The organism is Paenibacillus sp. MCAF9 (assembly GCF_052114265.1).
Taxonomy (GTDB): Bacteria; Bacillota; Bacilli; order Paenibacillales; family Paenibacillaceae; genus Pristimantibacillus.
The window spans coordinates 12,999-37,560 of sequence record NZ_JBFREL010000011.1 but is presented as its reverse complement, the minus strand read 5'-3'; the positions used below and the strand labels follow the sequence as shown (position 1 = coordinate 37,560).

Here is a 24,562-nt window from a genome sequence, read left to right as displayed (position 1 = left end):
AAAACATTATAAGTATAGATTTGTTTCACTGTCTATTCGGCGGTATACCTCAAATATATCCAATTAAAAATTTAAAAGGCTTGAAATCCAATCATTCTCAATTCGATCATAAAATTTCATGAAAAAGAGGCTGCCCATAAGTTCATTGAACTCATGAGCAGCCTCTCAAATCACTGCTGCTTAAAAGATATGATTTTTCCAACCGTTTAGCTTGGCGACTGCCTCTACAAAATAGTAATCGCCATAGATTAACGAAACATTCACATTCGTACCCGATGGACGATTTCCCGTTGCTTGAAGCAAAATTGCCTCATGATTCGGCAGATCCCATGCAGCATAATTCTCATGAAGGGATATAAGCATACGTTCAGCTGCATCACGGTAAACCTTCCCCTCCGCAACTGGCAGCATCGAAGCGAGATCCAAGAGGCCGGATGCTGCACAAGCGCCAGCTGAGCTGTCTCTTGGTTCCTCTGCCCTATGCTCCGAAGCCCTGAAATCCCAGTGCGGTACGTGATCAGAAGGCAAGTTCGCTATAAAAAAGTTCGCTACTCGCTGCGAGGCACGCAAATATTTTTCATCGCCCGTATAGCGATAAGAATTTGCCATACCGTAAAGAGCCCATGCTGCTCCGCGGCTCCAAGCGGAATCCGGTCCCGCACCTTGCCCGCCGATTGCACAGAGTAACTCGCCTGTTTCCGGATCAAAGCTCACAATATGCTTAACCGACCCATCCGCGCGAATGAAATGCTCTACAACCGTGTCGGCATGCGCCCTTGCGATATGCTTAAAGCGTGGATCATTGGTCGTTTCGGCTGCCCAAAACAACAAAGATAAATTCATAGATGAATCAACGATGGACCAGCCAACCTTGTCTTGGTTCCAAGCCCGCAGAAATCGACCAGCCATATTGAATCTGCCTGCTAAGAAATTAGCCGCGAACAAACCGCGGCGCAGCCCATCGGCATCGCCAGTCAGCTTATGTTTAATGATGGCTGTCGGTAAAAACTGAAAACCTACGTCATGATGAAAATTGTTTTCCTGCATCATTTTAGCTTCCAGCTTCTCGTCCCAGCCCCAGGCCGCGTTCTTATATGCTTCCTTTCCCGTCATATCGTACAAAATCCACAGCATGCCGGGCCAAAAGCCCGAAGTCCACCAATCATGCCTCATATCGTCATAAATGCCGTCGGCCTTTGCAGCATGCGGTGATTTATCACCGATCTGCTGAAGCATGCTCTCTCCTTTTTGCACGATCATTGCAAACACCTTTGTAAAATCATAAGATTCAAGCATTGGCATCTGGACCTACAACAACGCCTGATTTACTGTTAAAACGATCTGTAGCTTCTTTTATAATTTCATTGCCGCCGCTTGTTTTCCACTCTTCAATAACCTTTGGCCAATCCGCAATATTTTCTTTGCCATAAATCATTTTGACCATGTGATCAAGGATGAACTTAGACGGCTCGTCAAACTTTGGAGCCAAGTCCGGGAATTGTGTATAGCTGTCAAGGTCGGGATCAAAGAATACGCCGGCACGTCCCTCGTTAGGCAGCAGCTTCTCAAAACCATTCATCATTTCTGCGCCCTTCGTTTCCAGCGGAAGTCTATCCTTATTGAAGGCCCCGTCTTTAACCAGCCATAACCAGTCACGACGTTGTTCAGAATAGCGCTGCTCTTCGTCAGCAGGAACCGTGTAGTTTACTTTGTCGCCTTCTTTCGTATACGTCTCACCCTCATTGCCGAAGGTAAAGAACGTATTCGCATCTGCACTAACCATGTAGTCAAAATAGCTGACAATGGCTTCTGCTTTTGCTTGATCCATCTTCGCGTTCAAATACGATTGTTCAAGCGTCTTGTTGTAAAGCATCATACCGCCTTTGCCGTCTGGACCAGTCGGTGAAGCGATCATCTCAAGCTTTCCGTCAGGAACGGTCTTCGTCAGTTCCCCTTGGTAAATGCCGAGTTGATTCGCATTGGCATTGTAAATGCCTAGATTTCCAGCGTCGCGGCTTTTCGTCCACATCGCACCTGTAATCGTTGCAAAATCTTTGGCCATCAAGCCTTCGTCGTACATCGCTTTATACATTTCCAGCGCCTTCATCATGTTCTCTGAATCAAAAAACTTCGGAACGATTTGGTCGCCTTGTTTCTCATACATCGTGCTGTAAGGAAGCACATCGTACGCTCCCAAAATGAAGTCGGCATATTTGAAGTTTTCACGGAATCCAAAAGGCTGTTCAATACCGAGCTTCTTAAATTCACGAAGCATAGGCAGCAGCTCATCAATCGTTTTTGGCGCCCCAATTCCAGCTTTCTCAAGAAGGTCGGCACGTACAAATGTTGCACGGCGCGATTGCACGCTTAAGTATTGCGGAATGGAGTAAATTTTTCCTTGATAGGTTACTTCATCCCAAGCTTCTTTCGGAATAGCAGTAAGCAAGTTTTGCCCATGTGATTTGAGAAGATCATCAAGCGGCATGAACAGTCCAGCTTCTACTGCGCCTTTCATATCTTTGCTTGCCGGCGTCATAGACTGATAGGCAGTCAGCACGTCCGGCAATTCACCGCCTGCGAACATAAGTGAAATCTTTTGTTTAAAATCCTTATGCGGAAGCAGCTGGATATTCATATCGGTGTTTGTCCGCTTCTCCAGCTCCAGAACCCACTTGTCTTTATTAATGTCTTCTACCGATTCCACCGCTTTCAAAGCTAACGTGCCTCTTGCGATCGAAAATTTCGTAGGCTCTGCTGGCTTATCCGTCACATCTGTTTCTTTGTCAGGTGCTGGGCTAGTTGTCGATTCTACTTTGTTGTTTGACTCCGAACAAGCTGTGAGCAGACCCGTAAGGAGAATAACACACAATAAGCTAAGCATTCTTTTTTTCATAAACAGATCCCCTCTCATCAAATTTATAACGCTTTCATTTTCATAGACAAAGCTTATCACGCTCGAAAAATCGTTAATATGTGTTAACTTATGGTGCAATGGTTTTTTTTACGCTGCCTATGATTTTACAGATCCGACCATCATTCCTTTCGTAAAATGCTTTTGCAGGAACGGATATACCATCATAATCGGGATGGTTGCAATAACAACGACAGCCATTTTGATGCCTTCCGGTGAAGACAGTAAGGCATCCTCGGCTGGCGCAGAAATGGAGGAGCTGTCCGTAATAATAAATTCGCGCAGCCTTACTTGGAGCGGGTACAACAGTCTATCGTTGATATAATAGAGCGCATTCGCATAGCTGTTCCAGTGCGATACCGCATAGAAAATACCGAGCGTCGCCATAACGGGCTTTGACAGCGGCAAAATAATGTTCCATAAAATCCGCATCTCGCCACAGCCGTCGATTCGTGATGAATCAATCAGCTCTGTTGGAAGCCCCATAAAGAAAGAGCGCATAACAAACAAATTAAAAGCGCTTATTGCTCCAGGCAGCATCAATGACCATAACGTGTCATGAAGGCCCAGCTCTTTTACGAGCAAATAGTTCGGAATAAGCGGTGCAGTGAAAATTAACGTCAGAAGAACCATAATTAATACAGGCTTGCGGTATACATATTCGGCACGCGACAATGGATAAGCCAGTGTTGCCGTCATCACCAAATTAATCAGTGTCCCTACAACTGTAATGTACACGCTAATGCCAAACGACCGCCAAATGAGCTTTTCCCCAATAACCGCCTTAAAGTTGGTCAGCGTTGGCTCTACCGGCCATAAATAAACTTTGCCCGTGTTGATTGCTGCATTGCTGCTGAGCGATTGCGCTACGACATGTATGATTGGCAAAATCATGCTTAAGCCAAGTACGATAAGAAAAATATAATTGAACACGTTAAACCACCGCTGTCCGGTGCTTATTTTTACCATGGGGGTCTCCTCCTTAATATAAACCTTCACCAGTCATCTTCTTGCTGAGTGTGTTGCCTGTCATAATTAAGACAAGTCCGACCACGGATTTAAATAGACCGATGGCTGTCGTGTAGCTATATTGTCTTTCGAGAAGGCCCACTGTATAAATATAAGTGTCCAAAATTTCACCTTTACCAGCGTTAAGCGTGTTCAGAAATACCGAAACCCTTTCAAATCCAAAATCCATGAAATGGCCGATCTGCAGCAAAAACAAAATGGTAATGGTCGGCATAAGCGCGGGCAAAGTGATCGACAATGTCTGTCTCCAGCGCGTCGCTCCATCCATTTCTGAAGCCTCGTACAAATCCGGATTAATGCTTGTTAGCGCTGCCAAATAAATGATCGTTCCCCAGCCGGCGTCTCTCCATATGCCAGAGGAAACCAAGATCGTTCGAATATACGACTCTTCCCCCATGAAGTAAATCGGATTGAAGCCGATCATCGTAATGATATTGTTTACAAACCCGCTTCGCGGCGATAGAATCTCAATGGCGATGCCGCCGATAACGACCCACGATAGAAAATGAGGCATGTAAATGATCGTCTGCAGCGTCCGCTTAAAGAACATCTTGCGAATCTCATTTAGCAGCAAAGCAAGAATTATTGGAATCGGAAACGAAAAGCCTAAGCTGTAAAATGCGAGAATGAGCGTGTTTTTCAAAATGCGCAAAAAGTCAGGATACTGAAACATGCGCTGAAAATGGTCAAACCCTACCCATGCGCTTCCCAAATAACCTTTGAAAATATTGTAGTCTTGAAAGGCCATCACCGAACCAAAAAGCGGTACATACTTAAATAATAAGAAATAAAGAATACCTGGGATGGATAGAAAATATAACGCTTTATACTTATTTAAATAAGCCCACCGCTCCTTTCCAGTCCGAAACAGCATGAGGCCGGGCTCAGATTGTGAAATATTGCTTTTAGCCATCGGAGTCAACTCCTTACATAGTTTGTACGACAATCGTACACTATGGCACAGGGCTCTACGATGGCGCCATCTTTGTCGGTATGGTTTTTTTTACGATTTAGGCATGATCATTCGAATGACCGTTCCGACTGCTAATTCACTCTCTATCTCTAATCCATAAGCGTCGCCAAATACGAGCTGAATGCGGCGGTGGACATTCAGGACGCCGATTCCTCCCTTGCCTTCCTTCACTTCGGTCAGCTTCTTCGTCTCCAAGCGGCTTCGAAGCTGCAGCAGGGTAGATTCGCTCATACCAGAGCCATTATCTTTAACCGACACTACAAAAAAGCTCTCCGTCTCTTCCGTCCGTATTTCGATCCGATGCTTGTCCTCGATGCCTTCAAAAAAAGCATGCTGAAACACATTTTCGATGATGGGCTGAAGGGTAAGCCTGACCATCTTCTTCAGCAAATAATCTGGCGGAATTTCCACATCGATCTCGAACTCCTTGCCGAACCGATGCTTCAGAATCGCCATGTAATTCAACACATGCTTCAGCTCGTTGACGACCGTAATTTCCTCCAAACTCGTTTGGACAGCATAGCGCAGCATATAAGCCATATTTTTCACAATTTCCGAAACCTCATCCGAATCCTGTACAGCAGGGAAACAAACAATCGTCTCCAGCGTGTTGTACAAAAAATGAGGGTTTATTTGCAGCTGTAGCGCTTGCAGTTCTGCTTTCTGGCGCTCAAGCTCCGCTTCACGTTTGGTGCTTTCCGCTGTATACACCTGCTCAATCAGGTCCGATAATTTATTGACCATAGAATTGTAGCTTACAACCAGCTCGTCCACCTCATCCTGCTTTCCATTTAACGGAATACGGGTCCAGTCCCCTTTCTCTGCTTGCTTCATGCCGCGTCTAAGCTTTTGAATAGGCGTCGTTATTGAGTAGCTGAACCGATAAGCAATCAGCAGCCCTAATATCAATGTTACTGAGCCGATCCATATAATGTTCGTTCGAATGCCAATGATTGGTTGGCGCAAATCCTTCATCGGAATCGATATTTGCAAATCCCAATTCGTATAGCTGGAATGGCGGGCAATTATAAATCTCTCTTCTCCGGCTTCCTTGCTTATGAWGGATACAGCCTTTCCTTCTGGCAGTTCACGCTTCGCTTGAGAGGACAGCTTTTGGCCAATTTTGCTTGAATCGGTATGGTAAACGACTTCCCCCTGCCGATCCTCAATATGAAATAAGCCTTGGGGACCTAAATCGATGCCTTTCCAAAGCGTAGATAACTCCGTGCTCTTGATCTCAATGGCGAGAACACCTTTATAATCCATCGACCGAAGTCCTCTTACTTTACGGGCAAGCGTGATAGATTGGCCTTTCTGCACGGAGCTGATGCTATCGTTCAAAATGACGATTTGGCCATTATCTGGAATGTCTGAGAATAGATTTTCCACATATTTTTTGGCAGAGGGGCTTGTAAAGTCGAGGGATGCATTATTATTCACGCCGACAGAGCGTCCGTCCTTTCCAACGACGTACAAAGCGAGCACCTCAGGGTGACGTATCAATATCGGTTCAAACGCATACGTCTTGATTCTCGATGAGTAAAAATAATTTTCATAATTGAGCTCCGGCGCTACATCCAAATATTCTTTAATATCCAAATTAGTAAGCAGCGACAACGTTGAGTTCTCATAACTCCGAATATATTGTTCCAAATGGTGCGACGTAATGTTGACGACCTGTGCCATGTTCGCCTCCGCCTGATCGCGAAGCCTCTCTGTCGCTCCATAGTAGGTGTACACACCTAGAACAAATAAAGGTACAAGGATGACGATGATGAAATACATATACAACCGGAAAAATAGTCCCTTTCGCCGCTTCATCATTTATTTAATCCCCAGCTTGCTGCGAAATTCGGTTGGTGTGATGCCCTTCACTTTCCGGAAGGTTTTTGCAAAATGAGAATAGTCCTCGTAGCCGATCTCATGCGCGACATCGACAATTCGGTAATGAGGCTGCGCGAGCAGCTGCTCCGCTGCTTCTATTCGTTTGGTCATTCGGTAGTTCACGAAGGTGACCCCTGTCGTTTTTTTAAAGTACAAACTAAAATAGTTAGGCGTCAGGCCAACCAGATTGGCAACCTCTTCTAGCGTTACTTCCTTCGCAATGTTCTTCTCGATATAAGCTCTGACCTCTGTCATTAAATCCTTAAAGCCGCCTCTGCGCAAAGCAAGCTCATCCGTTACAGAGTGGATTTTGTCGCGAAAGCTTTGCTTTCCATCAGTTAAAGCATTTTTCTCTATAGCAGCGGCAGCAATCCCCGTGTATTGATGACCTTTGTCCTGCAATCGATCCAATACCGCTTGAAAGGAATCCTCCAATAGCTCATTTAACTGCTGTGGATGATCTGTTCTTTCTCCGCAATAGCTAAGCCAATCATCCAAACATTTATCCAAATCGGGCAACCGCAGCTGCCAAATATGCTCCGTCATCTCATCGAGCCATTTCTTCGAGTGCGTTGGCGCAACGACACCTTTTTCCATAGCAGGCAATAATTTATCCAGCATTTCATGAATGTCCTTTTTCACAACGGGCTTGAGCATATACTCCTTCACACCGTACGCCATACATTGTTTCGCATATTCAAACTCCGCAAAACCGGAAATAACAACAACTCTAATAAAGGGATAGATCTCATGAATGCGCTTGCAAAGTTGCAGTCCATCCATCCTTGGCATCCGAATATCCGTAATGATGATATTGGGGGGATACTCAGCAATGAAAGCTAAAGCCTGCTCCCCATTCTCAGCTGTACGGATGCTTGTAAATGGCTTGCTGTACGACAGCATCATATTTTTTAAGCCATTACGAATGATCATTTCATCGTCCACGATCAATATATGCATATTCATTCCTCCGATTGAAATACTGGCTAGCAGCTTGCCTTTATGATAACAACGTTGGTTTCATACTATTGGAATTACCATTCCTTGTCTACTTGAATTTATGGCGTTCAGATGTGTACAGTTTCTAACAAACCGAATGGTGTTTACATGAATTTATAGCGGAATGGAGAAAATACGTTTGACATAAATGTTGGAATTGCATATTATATGAACAAGTATTCATATATTCAACTGGAAGAAGGATGTCTTATGAATGAGTATCGAATAAAGGGACTCTCTTGTGGTGGCTGTACCCTCCGAATGGAGGAAGAGATTAAACAATTGGAGCATGGCTCGGATGCAAAGCTCAGCTACAACTCAGGAAAATTAACGGTTGATCCGCAAATTTCCATGGCTGCAGTTAAGAAAATTTTAAAATCAGACAATGCCTATATCGAAGCAAGCTCGGAAGCGAATAAGGGACACGATCATAGTTCTCATAGTCATGCTGGACATGATCATGATCACGATCACAGTCATTCCGAAGGCCATTCAAATATGCTCAAATTGCTCATCGTATCGGGCATCATCTATGTTGCCGCATTATTCCTTGATGGTGTGCTCGACAAACAAGCTGTCATTCTATTATATTTGACCGCAACGATTATTAGCGGCTACACCACATTTTTCCGCGGACTTAAAAATTTAATTAAAATGAAGTTTAATATCGATACCTTAATGACGATTGCGTTAATCGGAGCTGTATCCATTGGTGAATGGAAGGAAGCTACTCTCGTTGCCATCTTGTTTGGACTGAATGAGCTGCTTGAAGGTTATGGCATGGAAAAGGCGCGCCGCTCCATGGAAGCTTTATTTCAAGTTGCGCCTAAGGAAGCTTTAAAAGTAGAAAATAGCCAAGAGATTATCGTTCCGATTGCATCTCTTCAAATCGGCGATCTTGTAAAAATTAAGCCAGGCGAAAAAATCCCTTCGGACGGCATCGTCTCTGAAGGAAAAAGCTCAGTGAATGAAGCGGCAATCACAGGTGAATCACTGCCGGTTGAGAAGGACGCTGGAGAACCCGTTTACGGCGGAAGCATTAACAATGAAGGGCTGCTTCTCGTTCGAATAGATAAAGCATACAAGGATTCCTCCTTGGCAAAAATTCTTCATCTCGTTCAAGAAGCACAGGAGACCAAAACGCCAACGGAGCTTTTCATTAATAAATTCGCTAAATATTATACGCCGCTCATTATGATTGTTGCTGCGCTTGTTGCCCTTATTCCTCCGCTCCTCTTTCAGGGAGACTGGATTACATGGCTTTATCAAGGTTTATCCGTATTAATTGTAGGCTGCCCTTGCGCCTTAATTCTTTCTTCGCCAATTGCTATTGTATCGGGCATTACAAGAAATGCACGGAACGGCGTACTCGTCAAAGGCGGCGTATTTCTAGAGCAGCTTGGCAAGATCGACACGCTTGCTTTTGACAAAACAGGCACGTTAACAAAAGGCGAACCGCATGTTGCCAAATTGGAAGCGTATGATGAAGAACGTTTTTTCCAAGCAGCTGGAGCAATCGAGAAATCATCCTCCCACCCGCTTGCGAAAGCGATTATGAAGGAAATAGCAAGCAGAAATATGACAATACCAGAACCGGATGAAATTCAAACGATATCAGGCCGGGGAATTAAAGCGAAGGTTAATGGCCTTGCATACTGGCTTGGAAATGAAAAAAGCATCGAGCATATTACGATTCCGGATTCTGTCCAAAATCGCATTGAACAATTAAAAAATGACGGCCTTACTCTTGTATTGGTGGCAGACGATCAGCAAGTACTCGGTATGTTTGGCATTTCAGACGAAATTCGCGAGGAAAGCCGATCTGTAATCGCATCCTTACACAAGCTGGGAATTAAGCGTACCATTATGCTTACCGGGGATCATCAGAAGACAGCGGAGAAAGTCGCTTCCGCCGTCGGAGTATCCGAGTTTTATGGCAATCTTCTGCCGGAAGATAAAGTGAAGAAGATTAAAGAGCTTTCAGCAAGCCACCATGTCGCGATGATTGGTGACGGCATTAATGACGCTCCTGCTCTAGCCTCTGCGCAGCTCGGCATTGCCATGGGCAAAGGAACAGACAGTGCGATCGAAACAGCCGATATCGTCCTCATGCAGGATCACTTGGGCAAGCTGCCAGAAGCCGTTTCCATTGCCAAAAAGGTCAATCGCGTCATTCGCTTTAACATTTGCGTCTCGCTCGGACTGAAAATAATCGCATTATTGCTTACCATTCCCGGCTGGCTCACCTTATGGATTGCGATTCTCTCCGATATGGGAGCGACTATATTTGTTACGCTTGTCAGCTTGACCATATTAATTGAAAGAAAGAAGCGTCTGAGAACAAATAAGAGCCGTTAGCTTTGTGCTAACGGCTTTTTACTTGTTTGACCATGATTATGCGTAATTGAGAATGGTATACATCACAATAGCCTGCAACAAACAAACAATAATCTACGTTTAGAATTGTAGTTCATTATTAATTAAAATGGAGACAAAACGAGATGAGAAAAAAAGTACTGCTACCTCTTCTTATTCTTTTGATAATTGCAACAGCTGTGTTATTTATCATAAAAAGCCTTCAAGCTGATCCATTAAAAAAGTCCATTTCCATTGAACAGAAACCATCCGAGAATTCATCTGATACACTCATAGTCAAGGACGAAAATGGAAAAAACTTAAAGCTAAAGATTAACGATATTCCTCCGTATAAGCAATATTTACAATCGCAAGAGGATAGCAAGACCGAAATCGAACGGACCCAATCCGAAGCGCTCACTCTCTCCACTCAAGAACATTTCATATTGTTAAAATACAGTTGTGGAAATAAGCAATGTTCAACCATTTTAGTGAAGGAAAGCAACTCCACAATTACAAGTCTCGCTTTGGGTGACGGCATTTTTCAAGACTATCAACTATCTCCAGATAAAACAGAGCTGCTGTTACGATACGGTTATAGTGAAGGCGGAGAAATTGTTCGTCATACGCTGATTGCTGTTGATTTATTAACTATGGAAAAAATACCTTTTGAATCTACAGCGTTAACGAACGAATACATGTCTACTCCAATCTGGCCTATACTCGACTATCAATGGATTGAGAAAGATCGGTTTATGATCGAGTCGGCTGATTTAGCATCATCAGATTATGAAGCAGTGAAACACTGGTATACTTCAACTGAAAAGAAAACAAAAATCGTTGAAATCTCTATAAATAAAGCTAAAAATTAGAGCCCCTTACTTTTTTATTTCATTGTGGGCTCTTTCGGTGTGTAGATCGTTTTATCATTTCCATCAAGGATTAGCGCTGATTTCGCTGGTATGACCTCGCCTTGAAAGTTAAAAGAAGCTTCCGAGAAGTTAGCCACTACTTTCAACGCTTTACCATATTCCGTCATCTGAACGAGTTTGTCCTCTGTTAGAACTTTATAATCCGTCATTTCTTCCTTTATCGCTTTTTTACTAAAGCTTGACCATACCTTAGAATGATTCACTATGGTTTCTTTATATTTTTCCCACTCGTGTTTATCTAGATGATATAACGGAGGCACATTATAAAGAATTTCATACAGCATTCGATTCGAAATTTCATTTTCTATTTTTAAAGTTCCCCAGCCCCACCAATAAGTCGTGATCACTGAATTGTTGTAAACTAACTTGTACAATGGGATCGTGTAGCTAGTATCCAAAAACAGCTTCTTGTACTTGTCCTTTAACGGTATTTGCTTAGCAAATAGTTCGGGAACTCCGCCGTTGCTCGAATAATATCTTCCTACATAATATTCGCTTTCTTTATTTGTGCTCATATCCTTATCCATCCATGAGAATGATGGCGTCTCTATTCCATGCGCAAAAGCAACCGTTTGGTTAGCAAAATCGTTGCCGCCCTCTGTTCCAACGACCAGCTTCCATTCTTTTTGCAAATACGCCATTCGCTTTATTCTAGCCTGTATATCTTCTTCTTCCGTAGTGACATGCTCAGGCGAATAGTCATCGAAGATTTCTCCAGTACCATCCGTATCAAGAAACCATGAGTTAAAAGCTAAACCTGTATTGAAAATCGATGTTACTCTTTCTTCTACACTAGGCAAGGCAAGCGTTGGGTTGAGCTTTCTGCCTTCTCCTTGGAACCCTACAATTTTTTTCCCGTCCTTATCGGTTACCGTTGCATGCTCGTAAAGGGAAGTATCCTTAAACTTAGCCGTCGTCCATTTCTCTTTTCCTGGTTCATGGATTGAATGATACGAGTCATAGGTGCCAATTAAATAACCAAGACTTTCTGCCTCTTTGACAAACGCAGGTTTAATAAACCCTTCCTGCCAATCATCCAAACCAATCCACATATTGTCGAGCCCAGACTGCTTCATATCCTTTATGACATCAATCGTATTGGCATCTGCCCACTTCTCAATGGGATCAACTGCAGCACCAAGCACGCTTTTTAACAATCGTTTATTCAGATCAATCAATTCAACAGCGTTCAAATTTTCTATACCGCTGCTTAATAATCGCTGAGTTTCTTCATCTAAGTCAGTAAATATTTTGGAATCATAAAATTCTTTTAGCTGCATGACCGCACTTAAACTTTTTACGATTCTGTTTATCGTGTATTTGTCTACATAGTCTAAACGATTTAAATCGTCAAAAGCGGATGAAAGCTCTGCTCCATCTTCCACTTTAGTTTTTAATAGCTCCTGAATCCATAATCTCAGTTTTTCGGGAAGATTGCTCCTCAGCTTTGCCCATTGTATATTTTCTTCTGAAATAACCGTTCTGTCCCAAAAATAAGCATGCGGCGCTCCGTAAAGCTTTTCGATATTGCTATTTTCTTTAGCCTTATCCGCCAAGCTTTTGAATTCACCCTGTTCAATCAAATAATCTTTATATGTCTTTGCGACAGCTGTTGGATTTTTTTTCGTTACATAAATTCTAAATCCATATTCCTTTTGTTTATTAATCACTGGAAAATCATGATGAAAAGTAAACTGGATAGCGTTATCGGTATTAAAAACAATTTCATTGTTATATGCGTTTTTAATAATGTACATCAACGAGTATTCGCTTTTATCAGCTGCAAAAAATGGCATCGAAAAAGACTCAATGACCTTCATTTCTTGTTCGCTCAAATACTCTTTCCACGTCTGATCATCGCTTGGAATATACTTTCCTTGGTTTAATGGAAGCATATACCCATCACCCGTTACGATTGGCCATGCAAAGCTATTTTCCTCCGCCTTGCTGGATTTGATCGTTACATCCACATATTTCGCTTTTTTTTCAATTTCAACGTCCATTTGTTTCTCTGGATAGGTCCAGCTAATCTGGTCTCCGCTGTTTTTTACATTTGAAACTTTCATTTTGTCCATTGGTTCCGATGCTTTTTCAGTCATTCCACCCGACACGACCTCAAGCGCGAAGGTTTCTGGATCTACGTTAAAGCTAAAATCCACATCTTCTATTTGTGCATTTACTTCTCCTCCTCGCGTATTATTTTCGTCCTTGCACCCCGCAAGAACACTTGCTGTGATTGCAGCCAGCATGATGATGGCTATTATTTTTTTCATGTCTCGCACCTCCTGAATCAGACTACATCAGGGGTGTTACGCCAATGTTACAAAAAATATGTTCAAGCAACTAAATATTTCTTTCAATCATAAAGTCTGCGATAAAGCCGTTAAGCGCTGCATTCCTTCCCGCAATAATGCCTCACTCGCAAAAGAATAACTAAGCCGGATCCACGATTTCAGCTCGCCGAGCGGATCAAATATTTCTCCGGGAACGAAGGAAATGGATTGCTCTCTGCTTTTTTTAAGAAGAGCTTCTCCTGATATATCGCTTGGAAGTTCAACCCATAAATTAAGCCCGCCCTGTGGTGCCGTCCATTCCCAGCCTGCTATGGCAAGCTCCTCTTCCATAATCTCTTTATGAACCTGCAGCGCAATCCGAAGCTTTTCCACATGCTGCTGCAGCCTCGGTGAGGCGAAATAATGCAAAAATATTTTCTGATTAAGCTGCGGAGTCCCGTTATCCGCAAGCGCCTTGGCTTTGATTAACTGCTCCATGAATGGATAGCGGCAGGCTGCAGCACAAATCCGCAGACCGGGCGCAATATATTTGCTGAAGCTGCTAATATAGATGACCCAGCCCTCCGTGTCATAAGCGAATAAGGGAAGCGGGGGCGGCTCAACAAAATACATATCTCGGAACGGATCATCCTCCACGATAAGGCAGCGGTAACGCTCTGCCAATTCCACCAGCAATTTGCGCTGCCAAGCTGGAACAGTATAACCGGTCGGATTTTGGTGGGTTGGATTCATATAGAACATACGCGGCTTATGCTTGCGCATCAAGACTTCTACTTCTGCCAAGTCATAACCTTCCGGTGTGATCGCAATAGGAATAAGCCGCGCGCCTTGCCTGCGAAAAATATCCATCGCTACGCCGTAGGTCGGTCGCTCAATCAACACCGCATCCATCGGCCCAAGCATTATCTGAGCAATCAAATTTATGGCCTGCTGCGCACCTGATGTGATTAACAATTCCTTAGGTGACAGCTGCAATCGATGATGCTCTCTGAAATGCTTGCTCAGCGACTCGCGAAGCTCTTCATCCCCCTGCACATTGGCATAAGTCCCCATAACCTTAGGATAGAGATCAAACACTTTTTTCACATAGTCCGATAAGAACAAATTCGGCAGCAAATTAGGATCAATCAGTGCTTGAGAGAACTGATACTTAGCTGGAATTCGATGAATATCAGATAACGAGTTATTCACTGCATAAGAGGTAACGACGGCGCTCTCTTCCAACCCTTCAGAAAGAGTATCGTTCTCCGATACGTAATAGCCCGATTTGTCTTTTACATACACTTTACCGTCCTCAGCTAGCAATCTATAGGCTTTAAATACCGTCAGCCGGTGCACATCGATTTCTTCAGCAAGCAAGCGTATCGACGGTAATTTTTGATGGGCGATCCATTCCCCACGCTCTACACGGTTCAAGATATAATCATACACCTGCCGGAATAACGGTTGGGCTTGCTTCGCTCCCGTCACTTTTTTCATCTGTTCATAACACCTCTTCGCGGCTACCTATTTCCATTATTGTACACGATATATTTATCCTTCTGTTCTGTTCCATACAATCTGTTCTGCCTTACTCCCTATATGATTAACAAAATACAATTTCGAACCGACATCTAAAGGGGAAATGAACATGATTTTTTTGGCTTATGCGCTCGTATGTCTTATATTTGGCACAACCTTTCTGGCTATTAAAATCGGAGTAGACGCCGGTGCTCCCCCATTCTTCTCGGCAGGGCTTCGCTTTTTTCTGGCTGGCGCTATTCTGTTTCTTTGGATGGTTTGGAAACACAAGACTAGCTTCTCCCTGCTGCTGCGTAAAGAGATGCTGTTTACTGGGGCTACGCTGACGTTTGGAACCTTTTCTACTCTGTACTGGGCAGAGCAATATGTATCTTCTGGACTCGCGGCTGTGTTATCGGCTACGGGACCCATCATGATTTTGTTGCTGCAAACGGCTATTCTTCGGCAAAAATCTCCCAAACACTCGCTATACGGCTGCATTATTGGCTGCATCGGCGTACTGCTGTTAGTTTTGCCCAATCTTTCGGTGGATGTCTCACCCTTGTGGCTTGTCGGCTGCGGGGCCATACTGATAGGAGAATGCTGCTATGCAATAGGAGCGCTATATTCCAAAAAAGTAATCAACCGCATGTCCGATGTTTCACCGATAGCCATGAACGCGGCACAAATGATGGTTGGCGGAGCGATGATGTTCATTTTATCTTTGTTCACCGAAGAGGTGCAACTTGAATCCTTTGCATCATTTCAGACGGCAGGCTCATTAATTTATCTGATTGTGATTGGTTCCATGGTTGGGCACACCTTGTTCTACTGGCTCGTCGCAAAGACGAATCCCGTTTTCCCATCTACATGGCTCTATATCTCTCCTCCGATTGCTGTAGGAGTCGGCGTACTCTTTTATGATGAGACAATCTCATGGATTACACTGCTTGGTATCATTACAATTGTTGGTGGAACCGTCCTTGTAAACGCAGGTGCACTCAGCCAGTTAATCGCAAAGCGAAGATTGAGGTAGTAGAGTGATTAAAAGATTAAAAAAGGCAGCCAATAAGTTCATTGAACTTATTGGCTGCCTCTAATTTTTAGTAAGATGTATTTAATCCAAGTGACTCGAACAAATCTGATTAAGCAGACTGCTTCAGCTCATCCTCTTGAGGCGCCTTCGTTTTGCGAATGAAGAGACCAATGAGAATTGCGAGGACTGAGAGAATTCCGCCGACGATAAACGCACTGTGAAGACCAGCTACCATTGCAGGTATTCCTTCAGCAGGGTTGGTCGGATCCGGGGATGTAGACATATAATCTCTCATGCCTGACGACATTATGCTGACGAACAATGCCACACCAACCGCACCTGCCACTTGCTGCAGCGTGCTCATAACCGCCGTACCATGCGCGTACAATCTGCGCGGCAGCTGATTAAGCCCTGTCGTCTGCGCAGGCATCATCACTAGTGAGATACCAATCATCATCAAGATATGCAGGAATACAACATATCCGCTCGTCCATGCTGCATCAATTCCAGAAAACAGCCAGATGGATACACTCATCAAGATAAGACCAGGTATAACGAGCACCCTTGGTCCAAATTTGTCAAACAAAATACCGGAGACCGGTGCCATAATACCATTCAAGATACTGCCGGGCATCATAACAAGACCAGCGCTAAGTGCAGTAAGCATCATAACATTTTGCAAAAATAGCGGAAGCATGATCATTGTAGAGAACATAGCCATCATAAGTACAAGCATTAGCACTGTAACGAGCGAAAACATGGGGTAACGGAAAACACGCATATCGAGCATCGGTTCCTTCACCGCAAGTTGACGCCATACAAATGAAATCAAGCTGATTCCGCCTACAATCAGGCACCAGACAACTTTAGGATCTGACCACGAGCCTTCTCCTGCGCTGCTAAAGCCATAGACGATGCCCCCAAAACCGATGGAGGAGAGCAGGATAGAAATAATGTCGACCTTTGGTTTCGTCAATTCGCTTACATTTTTCAAATAAATCGCTGCATAGACGATAGAAACGACCGCCAAAGGAATGACCAGATAGAAGAGCCATCTCCAGTTAAGCGAGTCAACGATAAGACCAGATAAAGTAGGCCCAATAGCCGGAGCGGACATCATGACCAAACCGATCAATCCCATTGCGCCGCCCCTCTTCTCTGGAGGGAAAATGATAAGAATCGTATTCATCAATACAGGTATCATTAATCCTGTTCCCAAAGCTTGAACAACACGTCCGACAAGCAGAAACTCAAATATTGGTGCTGTCGCACATATTACCGTACCCGCAAGGAATAAAATCATTGCCCCAAGAAACATTTGACGTGTGCTAAACCATTGTTGCAAAAGTGCTGTTATAGGGACAAGAATACCGACTACAAGCATATAGGCTGTAGCCAGCCATTGTACAGTCGTTTCCGTGATGCTGAAATATCTCATGAGCTCTGGGAAAGCAATGTTCAGCAAGGTTTCATTCAGAATCGATACAAATGCGCCAATAATGAGTGCGGCAACGATCGGTCCTTTCTTGATTTTGCTCAAATCCAGGTTGGAGTTAACCTCCATAGTAGGGCCGTTCAAGAATACTCCTCCTCCAATTTTCTCTTCTCTTTTCGGACAATTGTCCGCATTACTTACAAAATATACCGAACATTTGTCCTCATTGTCAATAACCTAAATTATGACACTAACGAAATGAACATTCAACTTCTTTGCTTCATGAATTCCGTTGAATATTTCACAACTTTACAGCTTAATCCCTCAAGTTAGCATCTATGCTGAAGTCATAAAAAAAAGAGCCCTAATTTTTCAAAGGCTCTGTCGCATGACTTATCTTTTTACTTTTCTTTGTTTCATATCTGTGCTAATCTTTTTCCATTTTGCTTTTTCAGAGGCTGCCAATCGCGCATCTTCCTTGCGTGCTAGATACGCCAGCTCACGTTGGAGTTTGAGATAGCTTTCAAAACGAGCTTGCTCCAAAGATCCATCAGCTATTGCCTTTCGGACAGAACAGCCGGGCTCTTGCTCATGCTTGCAGTCATTAAACCTGCAAGTATTTGCAATTGAATCTACGTCATCAAATGCACCACGGAACCCCTCATCGGCCTCCCATAGCTGAAGCTCCCTCATACCAGGTGTATCAATCATCAGTGCTCCACTCGATAATTGAACAAGCTCGCGATGCGTCGTCGTATGACGACCGCGATCATCCCCACCACGCACATCATTGACTCGTTGCAGATCTACACCGCTCAATTTGTTAATCAGTGTAGACTTGCCTACACCCGAAGAACCTATCAACGCAATCGTGTTGCCTACACCCAAATAAGGTTCGAGCTGATCTAACCCTTCTCCCTGCGAAGCACTGACTACGTGAATAGGGACAGCAATCGCAATGGACTCTACCTCTGCGATGCGCGCATCCAAATCGTCGCATAAATCTGCTTTGCTCAGCACGATGACCGGCGCAGCGCCGCTTTCCCATGCGAGGATCAAATAACGTTCCATCCTGCGTATATTAAAGTCATTATTTAAGGCATTCACTAAAAAAACAGTATCAACATTAGCGGCTACAATCTGTTCTTCTACCGTGTCTCCAGCCACTTTACGGGAAAATTTGCTCTTGCGTGGCAGCAGCGCATGAATCGAAGCTTTCTGTTCCTCCAGCCTCGGTTTTATAACTACCCAGTCACCGACTGCTGGAAAATCCTCTCGGCCTGTTGCTTCAAAACGCAGCTTACCCGTTACCTCGCCCATGAGCTCGCCATGCTCACTCAATAGACGGTACATGTTTTTATGCTCCAATATAATTCGCCCAGCACTATACCCTTGTTTGGCATAAGCGGCAAAATGATTAGAAAAATACTCATTCCAACCTAATGTTTGTAATACCGTATTCGTTGTTTGTTGATTCACTGCGGATTCCCCCTGTAATTGGTTATTCATATGGCTAACGCCAAAACCAGTCACAGTTGAATCCTCATCTGGGAAACGAAATTATTGTTCGCTTGAAAGGAGGATTCCTGTGACCCCGACTGCCGCACCTTCAATAATAGTTAATTTCTCCATTTTCATCTCTCCCCTCAAGCCAGCTTAGCTAGCTTGCAACTAAATTTCTCCATTATTGTAGCATGAATACGAAACATTGCGAAATAACGAAAACATAAAGTTATTTCTCGAAGATTATAGCTATAGAAAAAAGACCTATCGCCAGCTCTAATGAACTAGGATAGGTCGTACTCATTAATTCAAGAAACCGTCAAGCGCAATCGTCGGTTTGCCGTCCGCCTGCCAAGCGCCCTTATTATAACCTCCGTTATAACCAGGGGTCGCTTCCGGCTCCCAATAAAACACGCCAAGCCCTTTTCCGCCTGCAATATTGCGTATTTTTGTCTTTATATCAGCGACGAAGCTTTTGGCAGCAGCAGGCTGATTATAATCCATACCAATTTCGGTAATCATAACCGGCTTGCCATAACGCGATATCATATTGTTCGAGTTGCTGACCGTTTGCGTAACCTTAGACGACCAGTCTGCACTGGTAGGATACAGAGACATCCCGATAATATCAAAGGTCGCTCCGTTCGCGATCAGTCCGCCGATATTCCAAACAAATAAACTGTTGTCATAGCCGTTGGATAAGTGGACAATCGTTTTTGTAGCTGTACTAATAGACTTGACCGCATTGTTGCCTGTATTAATAAGCCAAGCGTAGTTTTGCATGTTTAAGGATGCTTTGCCGTCATTCCAGAGCATGCCATCGTTTGTTTCGTTGCCGATTTGCACCCAATCAGGTGTGACTCCCTTGCTTTGCATAGCAGTCATCACCTCACGCGTATGATTCCAAACAGCATCCATCAGCTGCTGGAACGAATAGCTTGCCCAAGCAGCTGGCTTATTCTGTTTTCCGGGATCCGCCCACGAATCGCTGTAGTGCAATGTAAGCATGACGCTCATCCCGGCATCCTTCGCCCGCTTCGCCAGGGTTGCAGCACGATCCTTATTCATATACCCGTTGCCATAGTTCGAAGAAGGATTGACGAATACTCGAATACGTACGGAGTTGATTTGGTAATCCTGCTTCAAAATTTGAATAATGTCCCTAGTTACGCCGTTTTTATCCTTCCACGTATACCCTTGCGCCTCCATGCCGGCTACCCAGCTAATGTCCGCACCTTTCGCAAATGCAGGTGCTGCGCTGACCTGCGGCACAGAACCATTCACTCCAAAAATAGTCATTAACAATGCCGCAACAAGCGTCAAACTGTAAAACATTCGTTTCATACATTCTCCTCCTTCACCTGAATGTTGAAGCATCGAAATTTAATGTATGCGCTTTCAAACGTTGTGTTCTTATTATAGAGGCTGCCAAGCTTTGGCAAACAGGATACAATTGCAACATTCATTATGTTATTGAAGTCAATTACAAAAATGATTAGACTAATCTTAATAACGGAAGCGGGAGGAAAGTAATGTGGAGGATTCATTATTTAAGAAAAACGGCCTATATTCCTTACCTCTGCACCAAGAGTCTAAACTGAAGTGGTCGCTCCACATTCTATATAGCTTTATAATTGTCTTGTTTATTAGCTTCATCATGATACCCGGAGATGGTCAAGAAAAAACCATAGTAAACATTTTGTTTCTAGCGTTCGCCATTTTTTTCGGATACATATGGCTAGCTATGGCTTTATTTAACAAACCTTATTTAAAAATCACCAATGAATCTCTCGAATACAAATGGTTATTCGGTCGCAAAGTTATCCTAATGAACGATATATACAGAGTAGAGTGCTTTTCCGAAAGTGGAGTCAATAAACTTGGAATCTGGGCTAGCGAGCGAGGAAGCCGTTCATTTTGGGAAATTACAGACCAAATTTTTGGCAGGGACTATTCAGTAAGTATCGTAATGTCCAATTTTCAAAATATTGATTTTGAAAAATTACGTTTAACTATACTTTCAAAAATCATTAGTGCGCATAACCTTCCATGATCATTTATCTGACGAACTGTATAGTGCTTATTATGTTGAAAACTGATTTGTTTTCATTTTAACGAATCTGATTAACGTTATATCATGATTTACAGGGTGTCATGAGCTACTTTGCTCGAATTAACGATTCTGGGGTTCGTTACAATCTTAATTCATTATAAATGGTACAAATAAGACCTGCTGGGTTCGTAAGCTATAGGTTTGATATGGGGAGGACATCTTTCTGTCTAAGCAACATCAAAAAATAGGAGCTGCTCCAATCGTAGATAAATCTACTTTTGGGACAGCTCCATTTTTACTTTATTTGTAATAGTCACATCGTCACAAACTGAGTTCATGATATAAGGTGAGTTCTCTGTGTATTATAGGTCATATCCTAAGTTTTCTATCTTTCTACTAGGGCGTGTCTGAGAACTCTGAGGAAAGCAAATTTTTCTAAATTTTCGTTCCATGCAAGGCGCGTGTGTGAAGGCATACAAACAACTTCTACATGCCCGCATGAGGGAACATATGAATCTAGGATGTCCCTTGATTGGCGTGCTTCTCACATAGGGGCGAGGGGAGTCTAACCTCCCTCTCTTCAATAGACTATATTGTAGATCTACATTTCCAGTTCCAACCAAGCCACATACTCAACATGTAAGGACTGCTGAGCGTTGCACAATTTCCCAGATATAAAACCGCCAAGCGGTCGGCATAACTTTACATGAATGACCATCAAGCGAGCCGTTCGAGAATTTCTGACGTACCTGCAAAACGATAAAATAACTTAATTGTGCTATCCTCTGACACCACAATCTTCTCAACTTCGTATTACGCGGAAACTCGTCGGCAAATGGTACCAGGCAACTGAAAATATCAGTTCAAAGACTCTGTCGAAATTGTCTTGCATCCGTTGAATAATGCGAAATTTTGGAAACAATTATTTAAGGCTGTTCGCAATTGCTTTGTTGGCTTTATGCCGTCCTCGTACCATATATTTTTAACAACAAGCGTCCCGGCTTTTCGCTCCGCGATTACCTCGGCTCGTCCGATGAAGCTTTCTCCGTATAATAGAGGCAGCACATAATAGCCGAATTTCCGTTTGATTGCAGGCGTATAAATCTCCCAAGTGTAATCGAACCCAAATAATTCTTTGATCAGTTTTCTGTCCCATATGAAATTATCTAGTGGGGCAATCAGCTCGCAGCGCAATTTCGGCGTCGGATTTTGCAGGACGGCTGCAATAAGCGGTAAATCCTCCGCACAGCAGTACAGTGTATCCTTCATTTGTTCCACGGCAACCGCAACAATGCGAGCTTCGTGCAACAGCTGGCGAAAAACCTCGTTACGCTGCTCCGCTTTCAATCCCCATATGTTCAGCCAGGCATCGGATGCGCGATTCCATAAAAGGCCAACAGCTCCGATTCGACGCAGTACCCGCCACTTATGATGCTCAAGCTCGCCCTTCAACGGCTCCGGCGCATTCAGCAGATTTGGCTGTATGTACTTACCGGCGATATCGTAATATTTACGCGTTCCTTTTTTGTGATGGATAATCAAATCGCCTGTCGAGTACATCTGCTCTAGAACCGACCGGGATGAATTGTTTCCGCTGCTCCAGTGGATGACCGATTGCCAAGTGAAATTTCCTTCCAATTTTAGATCATTCGAACTTAGCACACCGTGATTTTGGATGTGAGCCAGAACTTGTTCTACCAACGCTTCCATTTCGGGATAGCGCTTAGCATGCTGCCTTGCAGCCTGCCTGTACCGCTCAAAGTACGGCCAGTTCTCGACAGGGATAATAGCCAAATTTTTGTCGGGATAATCTACAAGGAATCTATCTTTATACAGCAACTCGTCGAGCATGCTCTTGGTAAATCCTCTGATACGCGACTGCAACACCAGTTCGGCGTTTTTTCCGCAAACATCGATGGGATCGTATTGAATACAACCGACCTGCCGCACAAAATCCAATACTCCCTGCTTTCCAGCAAATTGATATTCGCCCAACAGCCCGTGCTTCAATAACAGAAACTGCCGTGCCTGGCGGTTCGTCAATTGAATCATGTACGCATCAGCTCCTTATCGAAACAGACGGAAGCTGCTTGCACCTGATGATGGATGGCGAGTTTTCCTAATTTTCCAATCACCGAAAATTGCTCTTTTTCAACAATTTCAACCACGCCTGTTCCCCCGATCTGTTAGAACACCAACAAAAACAAACATACGTTCCCATAATATCTTATCATTGTCTTGAGCATAAAAACAAGAGATAATGAACTGCTGCCCGTGTCCTACGTGTAAGCAATCATTAAAGCAATGTAATTGAGCGAATCTGTTACATCTCATTTATTATTTCAGAATTTTGATGTGTGATAGGTGACCGTTACCAAATATATGTCTGTCGCTCATACAATCGATTCTGTGCATCAAACGAAAAAAAATGATATTATGTATGTTGGGTAAAAGACTTTACTACGGCTTTTATCGATTTTTATATATTGCAACAAGAGGAGATATTATGAGTAACGAACACAACTTTTGGCTTGATTTACCAAAGCCGTTTTTTATATTAGCGCCAATGGAAGATGTCACAGATGTTGTATTTCGTCACGTCGTTAGTACAGCTGCAAAACCCGACGTATTTTTCACAGAATTCACAAGTACAGATAGTTATTGCAGCCCTGCAGGAAGAGCCAGTACTCGTGGCCGGTTAACGTTCACAGAAGATGAGCAACCAATCGTCGCTCATATTTGGGGCAATAAACCTGCATTTTTTGAACAGATGAGTATTGATATGAAAAAACTAGGTTTTCGTGGTATCGATTTAAACATGGGATGCCCCGTCCAAAACGTCGCATCCAATGGAAAGGGTTCTGGACTAATACAACATCCTGAACTTGCAGCCGAAATTATTCAAGCAGCAAAAGCAGGTGGATTGCCGGTTAGTGTTAAAACAAGATTGGGGTACTTTGAAATTGACGAGTGGCGCGATTGGTTAGGGCATATATTGAAACAAGATATTGCGAATCTTTCCATTCACCTTCGTACAAAAAAAGAGATGAGTAAAGTAGAGGCGCACTGGGAGCTCATTCCTGAAATAAAAAAATTACGCGATGAAATTGCACCAAATACGTTGTTAACCATTAATGGAGATATTCCTGACCGTGCAACGGGACTCAAATTAGTGGAACAATACGGCGTTGATGGTGTCATGATTGGCCGCGGCATCTTTACCAATCCGTTTGCTTTTGAAAAAGAACCTAAAGAACATTACGCGAAGGATTTTCTCAACTTACTGCTTTTACAGCTAGATCTTCACGATAAATATTCAAAAGAAAACGAACCACGTCCATTTAAACCACTTCTTCGCTTTTTCAAAATCTATGTTCGTGGATTTAGAGGCGCAAGCGAACTAAGAACTCAATTGATGGATACGACGTCAACCGATGAAGTACGTCGTTTAGTAAAACCTTTTTTAGAGCAAGTATTAATTGAAGCGTAACCACCTGGATATGATAAAAAAGACTTGCTTTGAAAGCCAATTTTATAAAAATAATGAGAGACCTCCCAAAAGTTCAATGAACTCTTGAAAGGTCTCTCATTTTTATACGATGTGGCCACAGAGACTTCTCAGCCAGATTACCGCATGAAGCGTTGTCATACGGTGTTC

General features: G+C 43.4%; 17 protein-coding genes. 5 read left to right on the top strand and 12 right to left on the bottom strand.

The features are described 5' to 3' along the window. Positions 1-180: 180 nt before the first annotated feature. The 6 genes from AB4Z45_RS18375 to AB4Z45_RS18350 all read right to left on the bottom strand — a co-directional run bounded on the left by AB4Z45_RS18375 (position 181) and on the right by AB4Z45_RS18350 (position 7,757). Complete coding sequence (locus AB4Z45_RS18375; RefSeq protein ID WP_441910691.1) at positions 181-1,260, bottom strand: glycoside hydrolase family 88 protein; 1,080 nt, start codon at positions 1,258-1,260, stop codon at positions 181-183. 28 nt (positions 1,261-1,288) lie between these two features. After that, the gene (locus AB4Z45_RS18370; protein ID WP_441910689.1) at positions 1,289-2,893 is read right to left on the bottom strand and encodes a hypothetical protein; all 1,605 of its coding nucleotides are present in this window, start codon (positions 2,891-2,893) and stop codon (positions 1,289-1,291) included. Between the two features lie 117 nt (positions 2,894-3,010). After that, the gene (locus AB4Z45_RS18365) at positions 3,011-3,880 is read right to left on the bottom strand and encodes a carbohydrate ABC transporter permease (RefSeq protein ID WP_441910687.1); all 870 of its coding nucleotides are present in this window, start codon (positions 3,878-3,880) and stop codon (positions 3,011-3,013) included. Positions 3,881-3,893: 13 nt separating this feature from the next. Beyond that, positions 3,894-4,814: an ABC transporter permease gene (locus AB4Z45_RS18360; RefSeq protein WP_441910831.1), complete on the bottom strand. Its 921-nt coding sequence runs from the start codon at positions 4,812-4,814 to the stop codon at positions 3,894-3,896. 129 nt (positions 4,815-4,943) lie between these two features. After that, positions 4,944-6,737 (bottom strand): cache domain-containing sensor histidine kinase, encoded by a 1,794-nt coding sequence (locus AB4Z45_RS18355; protein ID WP_441910685.1) that lies wholly within the window; start codon positions 6,735-6,737, stop codon positions 4,944-4,946. Then, entirely contained in the window at positions 6,738-7,757 is a 1,020-nt protein-coding gene (locus tag AB4Z45_RS18350; RefSeq protein ID WP_441910684.1) for a response regulator transcription factor, read from the bottom strand. A gap of 249 nt (positions 7,758-8,006) precedes the next feature. Between AB4Z45_RS18350 and AB4Z45_RS18345 the strand changes: the two genes are divergently transcribed. Together AB4Z45_RS18345 and AB4Z45_RS18340 are read left to right on the top strand one after the other, a co-directional pair. Further along, on the top strand, positions 8,007-10,154 hold the full coding sequence (locus AB4Z45_RS18345; RefSeq protein ID WP_441910681.1) for a heavy metal translocating P-type ATPase: 2,148 nt from the start codon (positions 8,007-8,009) through the stop codon (positions 10,152-10,154). Positions 10,155-10,297: 143 nt separating this feature from the next. Beyond that, positions 10,298-11,023, top strand: a complete 726-nt coding sequence (locus tag AB4Z45_RS18340; protein WP_441910680.1) for a hypothetical protein — start codon at positions 10,298-10,300, stop codon at positions 11,021-11,023. Between the two features lie 14 nt (positions 11,024-11,037). Here AB4Z45_RS18340 and AB4Z45_RS18335 read toward each other — a convergent pair whose 3' ends face one another. Next, on the bottom strand, positions 11,038-13,356 hold the full coding sequence (locus AB4Z45_RS18335; protein WP_441910679.1) for a glycoside hydrolase: 2,319 nt from the start codon (positions 13,354-13,356) through the stop codon (positions 11,038-11,040). 87 nt (positions 13,357-13,443) lie between these two features. Beyond that, positions 13,444-14,856, bottom strand: a complete 1,413-nt coding sequence (locus tag AB4Z45_RS18330) for an aminotransferase-like domain-containing protein (protein WP_441910677.1) — start codon at positions 14,854-14,856, stop codon at positions 13,444-13,446. A 151-nt stretch (positions 14,857-15,007) separates the two neighbouring features. Here AB4Z45_RS18330 and AB4Z45_RS18325 point away from each other — a divergent pair, with 151 nt between their 5' ends. After that, positions 15,008-15,913 (top strand): DMT family transporter, encoded by a 906-nt coding sequence (locus AB4Z45_RS18325; RefSeq protein WP_441910675.1) that lies wholly within the window; start codon positions 15,008-15,010, stop codon positions 15,911-15,913. Between the two features lie 109 nt (positions 15,914-16,022). Here AB4Z45_RS18325 and AB4Z45_RS18320 read toward each other — a convergent pair whose 3' ends face one another. The 3 genes from AB4Z45_RS18320 to AB4Z45_RS18310 all read right to left on the bottom strand — a co-directional run bounded on the left by AB4Z45_RS18320 (position 16,023) and on the right by AB4Z45_RS18310 (position 20,150). After that, the gene (locus AB4Z45_RS18320) at positions 16,023-17,477 is read right to left on the bottom strand and encodes a DHA2 family efflux MFS transporter permease subunit (protein WP_076269795.1); all 1,455 of its coding nucleotides are present in this window, start codon (positions 17,475-17,477) and stop codon (positions 16,023-16,025) included. A 264-nt stretch (positions 17,478-17,741) separates the two neighbouring features. Then, positions 17,742-18,827, bottom strand: a complete 1,086-nt coding sequence (gene rsgA / locus AB4Z45_RS18315) for a ribosome small subunit-dependent GTPase A (RefSeq protein WP_441910673.1) — start codon at positions 18,825-18,827, stop codon at positions 17,742-17,744. Between the two features lie 327 nt (positions 18,828-19,154). After that, positions 19,155-20,150: a glycoside hydrolase family 53 protein gene (locus AB4Z45_RS18310; RefSeq protein ID WP_441910829.1), complete on the bottom strand. Its 996-nt coding sequence runs from the start codon at positions 20,148-20,150 to the stop codon at positions 19,155-19,157. Positions 20,151-20,385: 235 nt separating this feature from the next. Here AB4Z45_RS18310 and AB4Z45_RS18305 point away from each other — a divergent pair, with 235 nt between their 5' ends. Continuing rightward, positions 20,386-20,904 (top strand): hypothetical protein, encoded by a 519-nt coding sequence (locus AB4Z45_RS18305; protein ID WP_441910672.1) that lies wholly within the window; start codon positions 20,386-20,388, stop codon positions 20,902-20,904. Between the two features lie 858 nt (positions 20,905-21,762). On the opposite strand, the gene AB4Z45_RS18300 is transcribed toward AB4Z45_RS18305, so the two are convergent. Then, positions 21,763-22,956 carry a winged helix-turn-helix domain-containing protein gene (locus AB4Z45_RS18300; protein WP_441910670.1) on the bottom strand — a complete coding sequence of 398 codons (1,194 nt, stop codon included), beginning with the start codon at positions 22,954-22,956 and terminating at the stop codon, positions 21,763-21,765. 454 nt (positions 22,957-23,410) lie between these two features. Between AB4Z45_RS18300 and AB4Z45_RS18295 the strand changes: the two genes are divergently transcribed. Continuing rightward, complete coding sequence (locus AB4Z45_RS18295; RefSeq protein WP_441910668.1) at positions 23,411-24,394, top strand: tRNA dihydrouridine synthase; 984 nt, start codon at positions 23,411-23,413, stop codon at positions 24,392-24,394. Positions 24,395-24,562 lie beyond the last annotated feature (168 nt).

Coding starts and splice junctions, on each gene's coding strand:
- AB4Z45_RS18295 (WP_441910668.1), top strand. CDS start 23,411: ATGAGTAACGAACACAACTTTTGGCTTGATTTACCAAAGCCGTTTTTT.
- AB4Z45_RS18335 (WP_441910679.1), bottom strand. CDS start 13,356: ATGAAAAAAATAATAGCCATCATCATGCTGGCTGCAATCACAGCAAGT.
- AB4Z45_RS18310 (WP_441910829.1), bottom strand. CDS start 20,150: ATGACTATTTTTGGAGTGAATGGTTCTGTGCCGCAGGTCAGCGCAGCA.
- AB4Z45_RS18350 (WP_441910684.1), bottom strand. CDS start 7,757: ATGCATATATTGATCGTGGACGATGAAATGATCATTCGTAATGGCTTA.
- AB4Z45_RS18375 (WP_441910691.1), bottom strand. CDS start 1,260: ATGATCGTGCAAAAAGGAGAGAGCATGCTTCAGCAGATCGGTGATAAA.
- AB4Z45_RS18330 (WP_441910677.1), bottom strand. CDS start 14,856: ATGAAAAAAGTGACGGGAGCGAAGCAAGCCCAACCGTTATTCCGGCAG.
- AB4Z45_RS18300 (WP_441910670.1), bottom strand. CDS start 22,956: ATGATTCAATTGACGAACCGCCAGGCACGGCAGTTTCTGTTATTGAAG.
- AB4Z45_RS18370 (WP_441910689.1), bottom strand. CDS start 2,893: ATGAAAAAAAGAATGCTTAGCTTATTGTGTGTTATTCTCCTTACGGGT.
- AB4Z45_RS18320 (WP_076269795.1), bottom strand. CDS start 17,477: ATGGAGGTTAACTCCAACCTGGATTTGAGCAAAATCAAGAAAGGACCG.
- AB4Z45_RS18345 (WP_441910681.1), top strand. CDS start 8,007: ATGAATGAGTATCGAATAAAGGGACTCTCTTGTGGTGGCTGTACCCTC.
- AB4Z45_RS18340 (WP_441910680.1), top strand. CDS start 10,298: ATGAGAAAAAAAGTACTGCTACCTCTTCTTATTCTTTTGATAATTGCA.
- AB4Z45_RS18325 (WP_441910675.1), top strand. CDS start 15,008: ATGATTTTTTTGGCTTATGCGCTCGTATGTCTTATATTTGGCACAACC.
- AB4Z45_RS18365 (WP_441910687.1), bottom strand. CDS start 3,880: ATGGTAAAAATAAGCACCGGACAGCGGTGGTTTAACGTGTTCAATTAT.
- AB4Z45_RS18360 (WP_441910831.1), bottom strand. CDS start 4,814: ATGCTGTTTCGGACTGGAAAGGAGCGGTGGGCTTATTTAAATAAGTAT.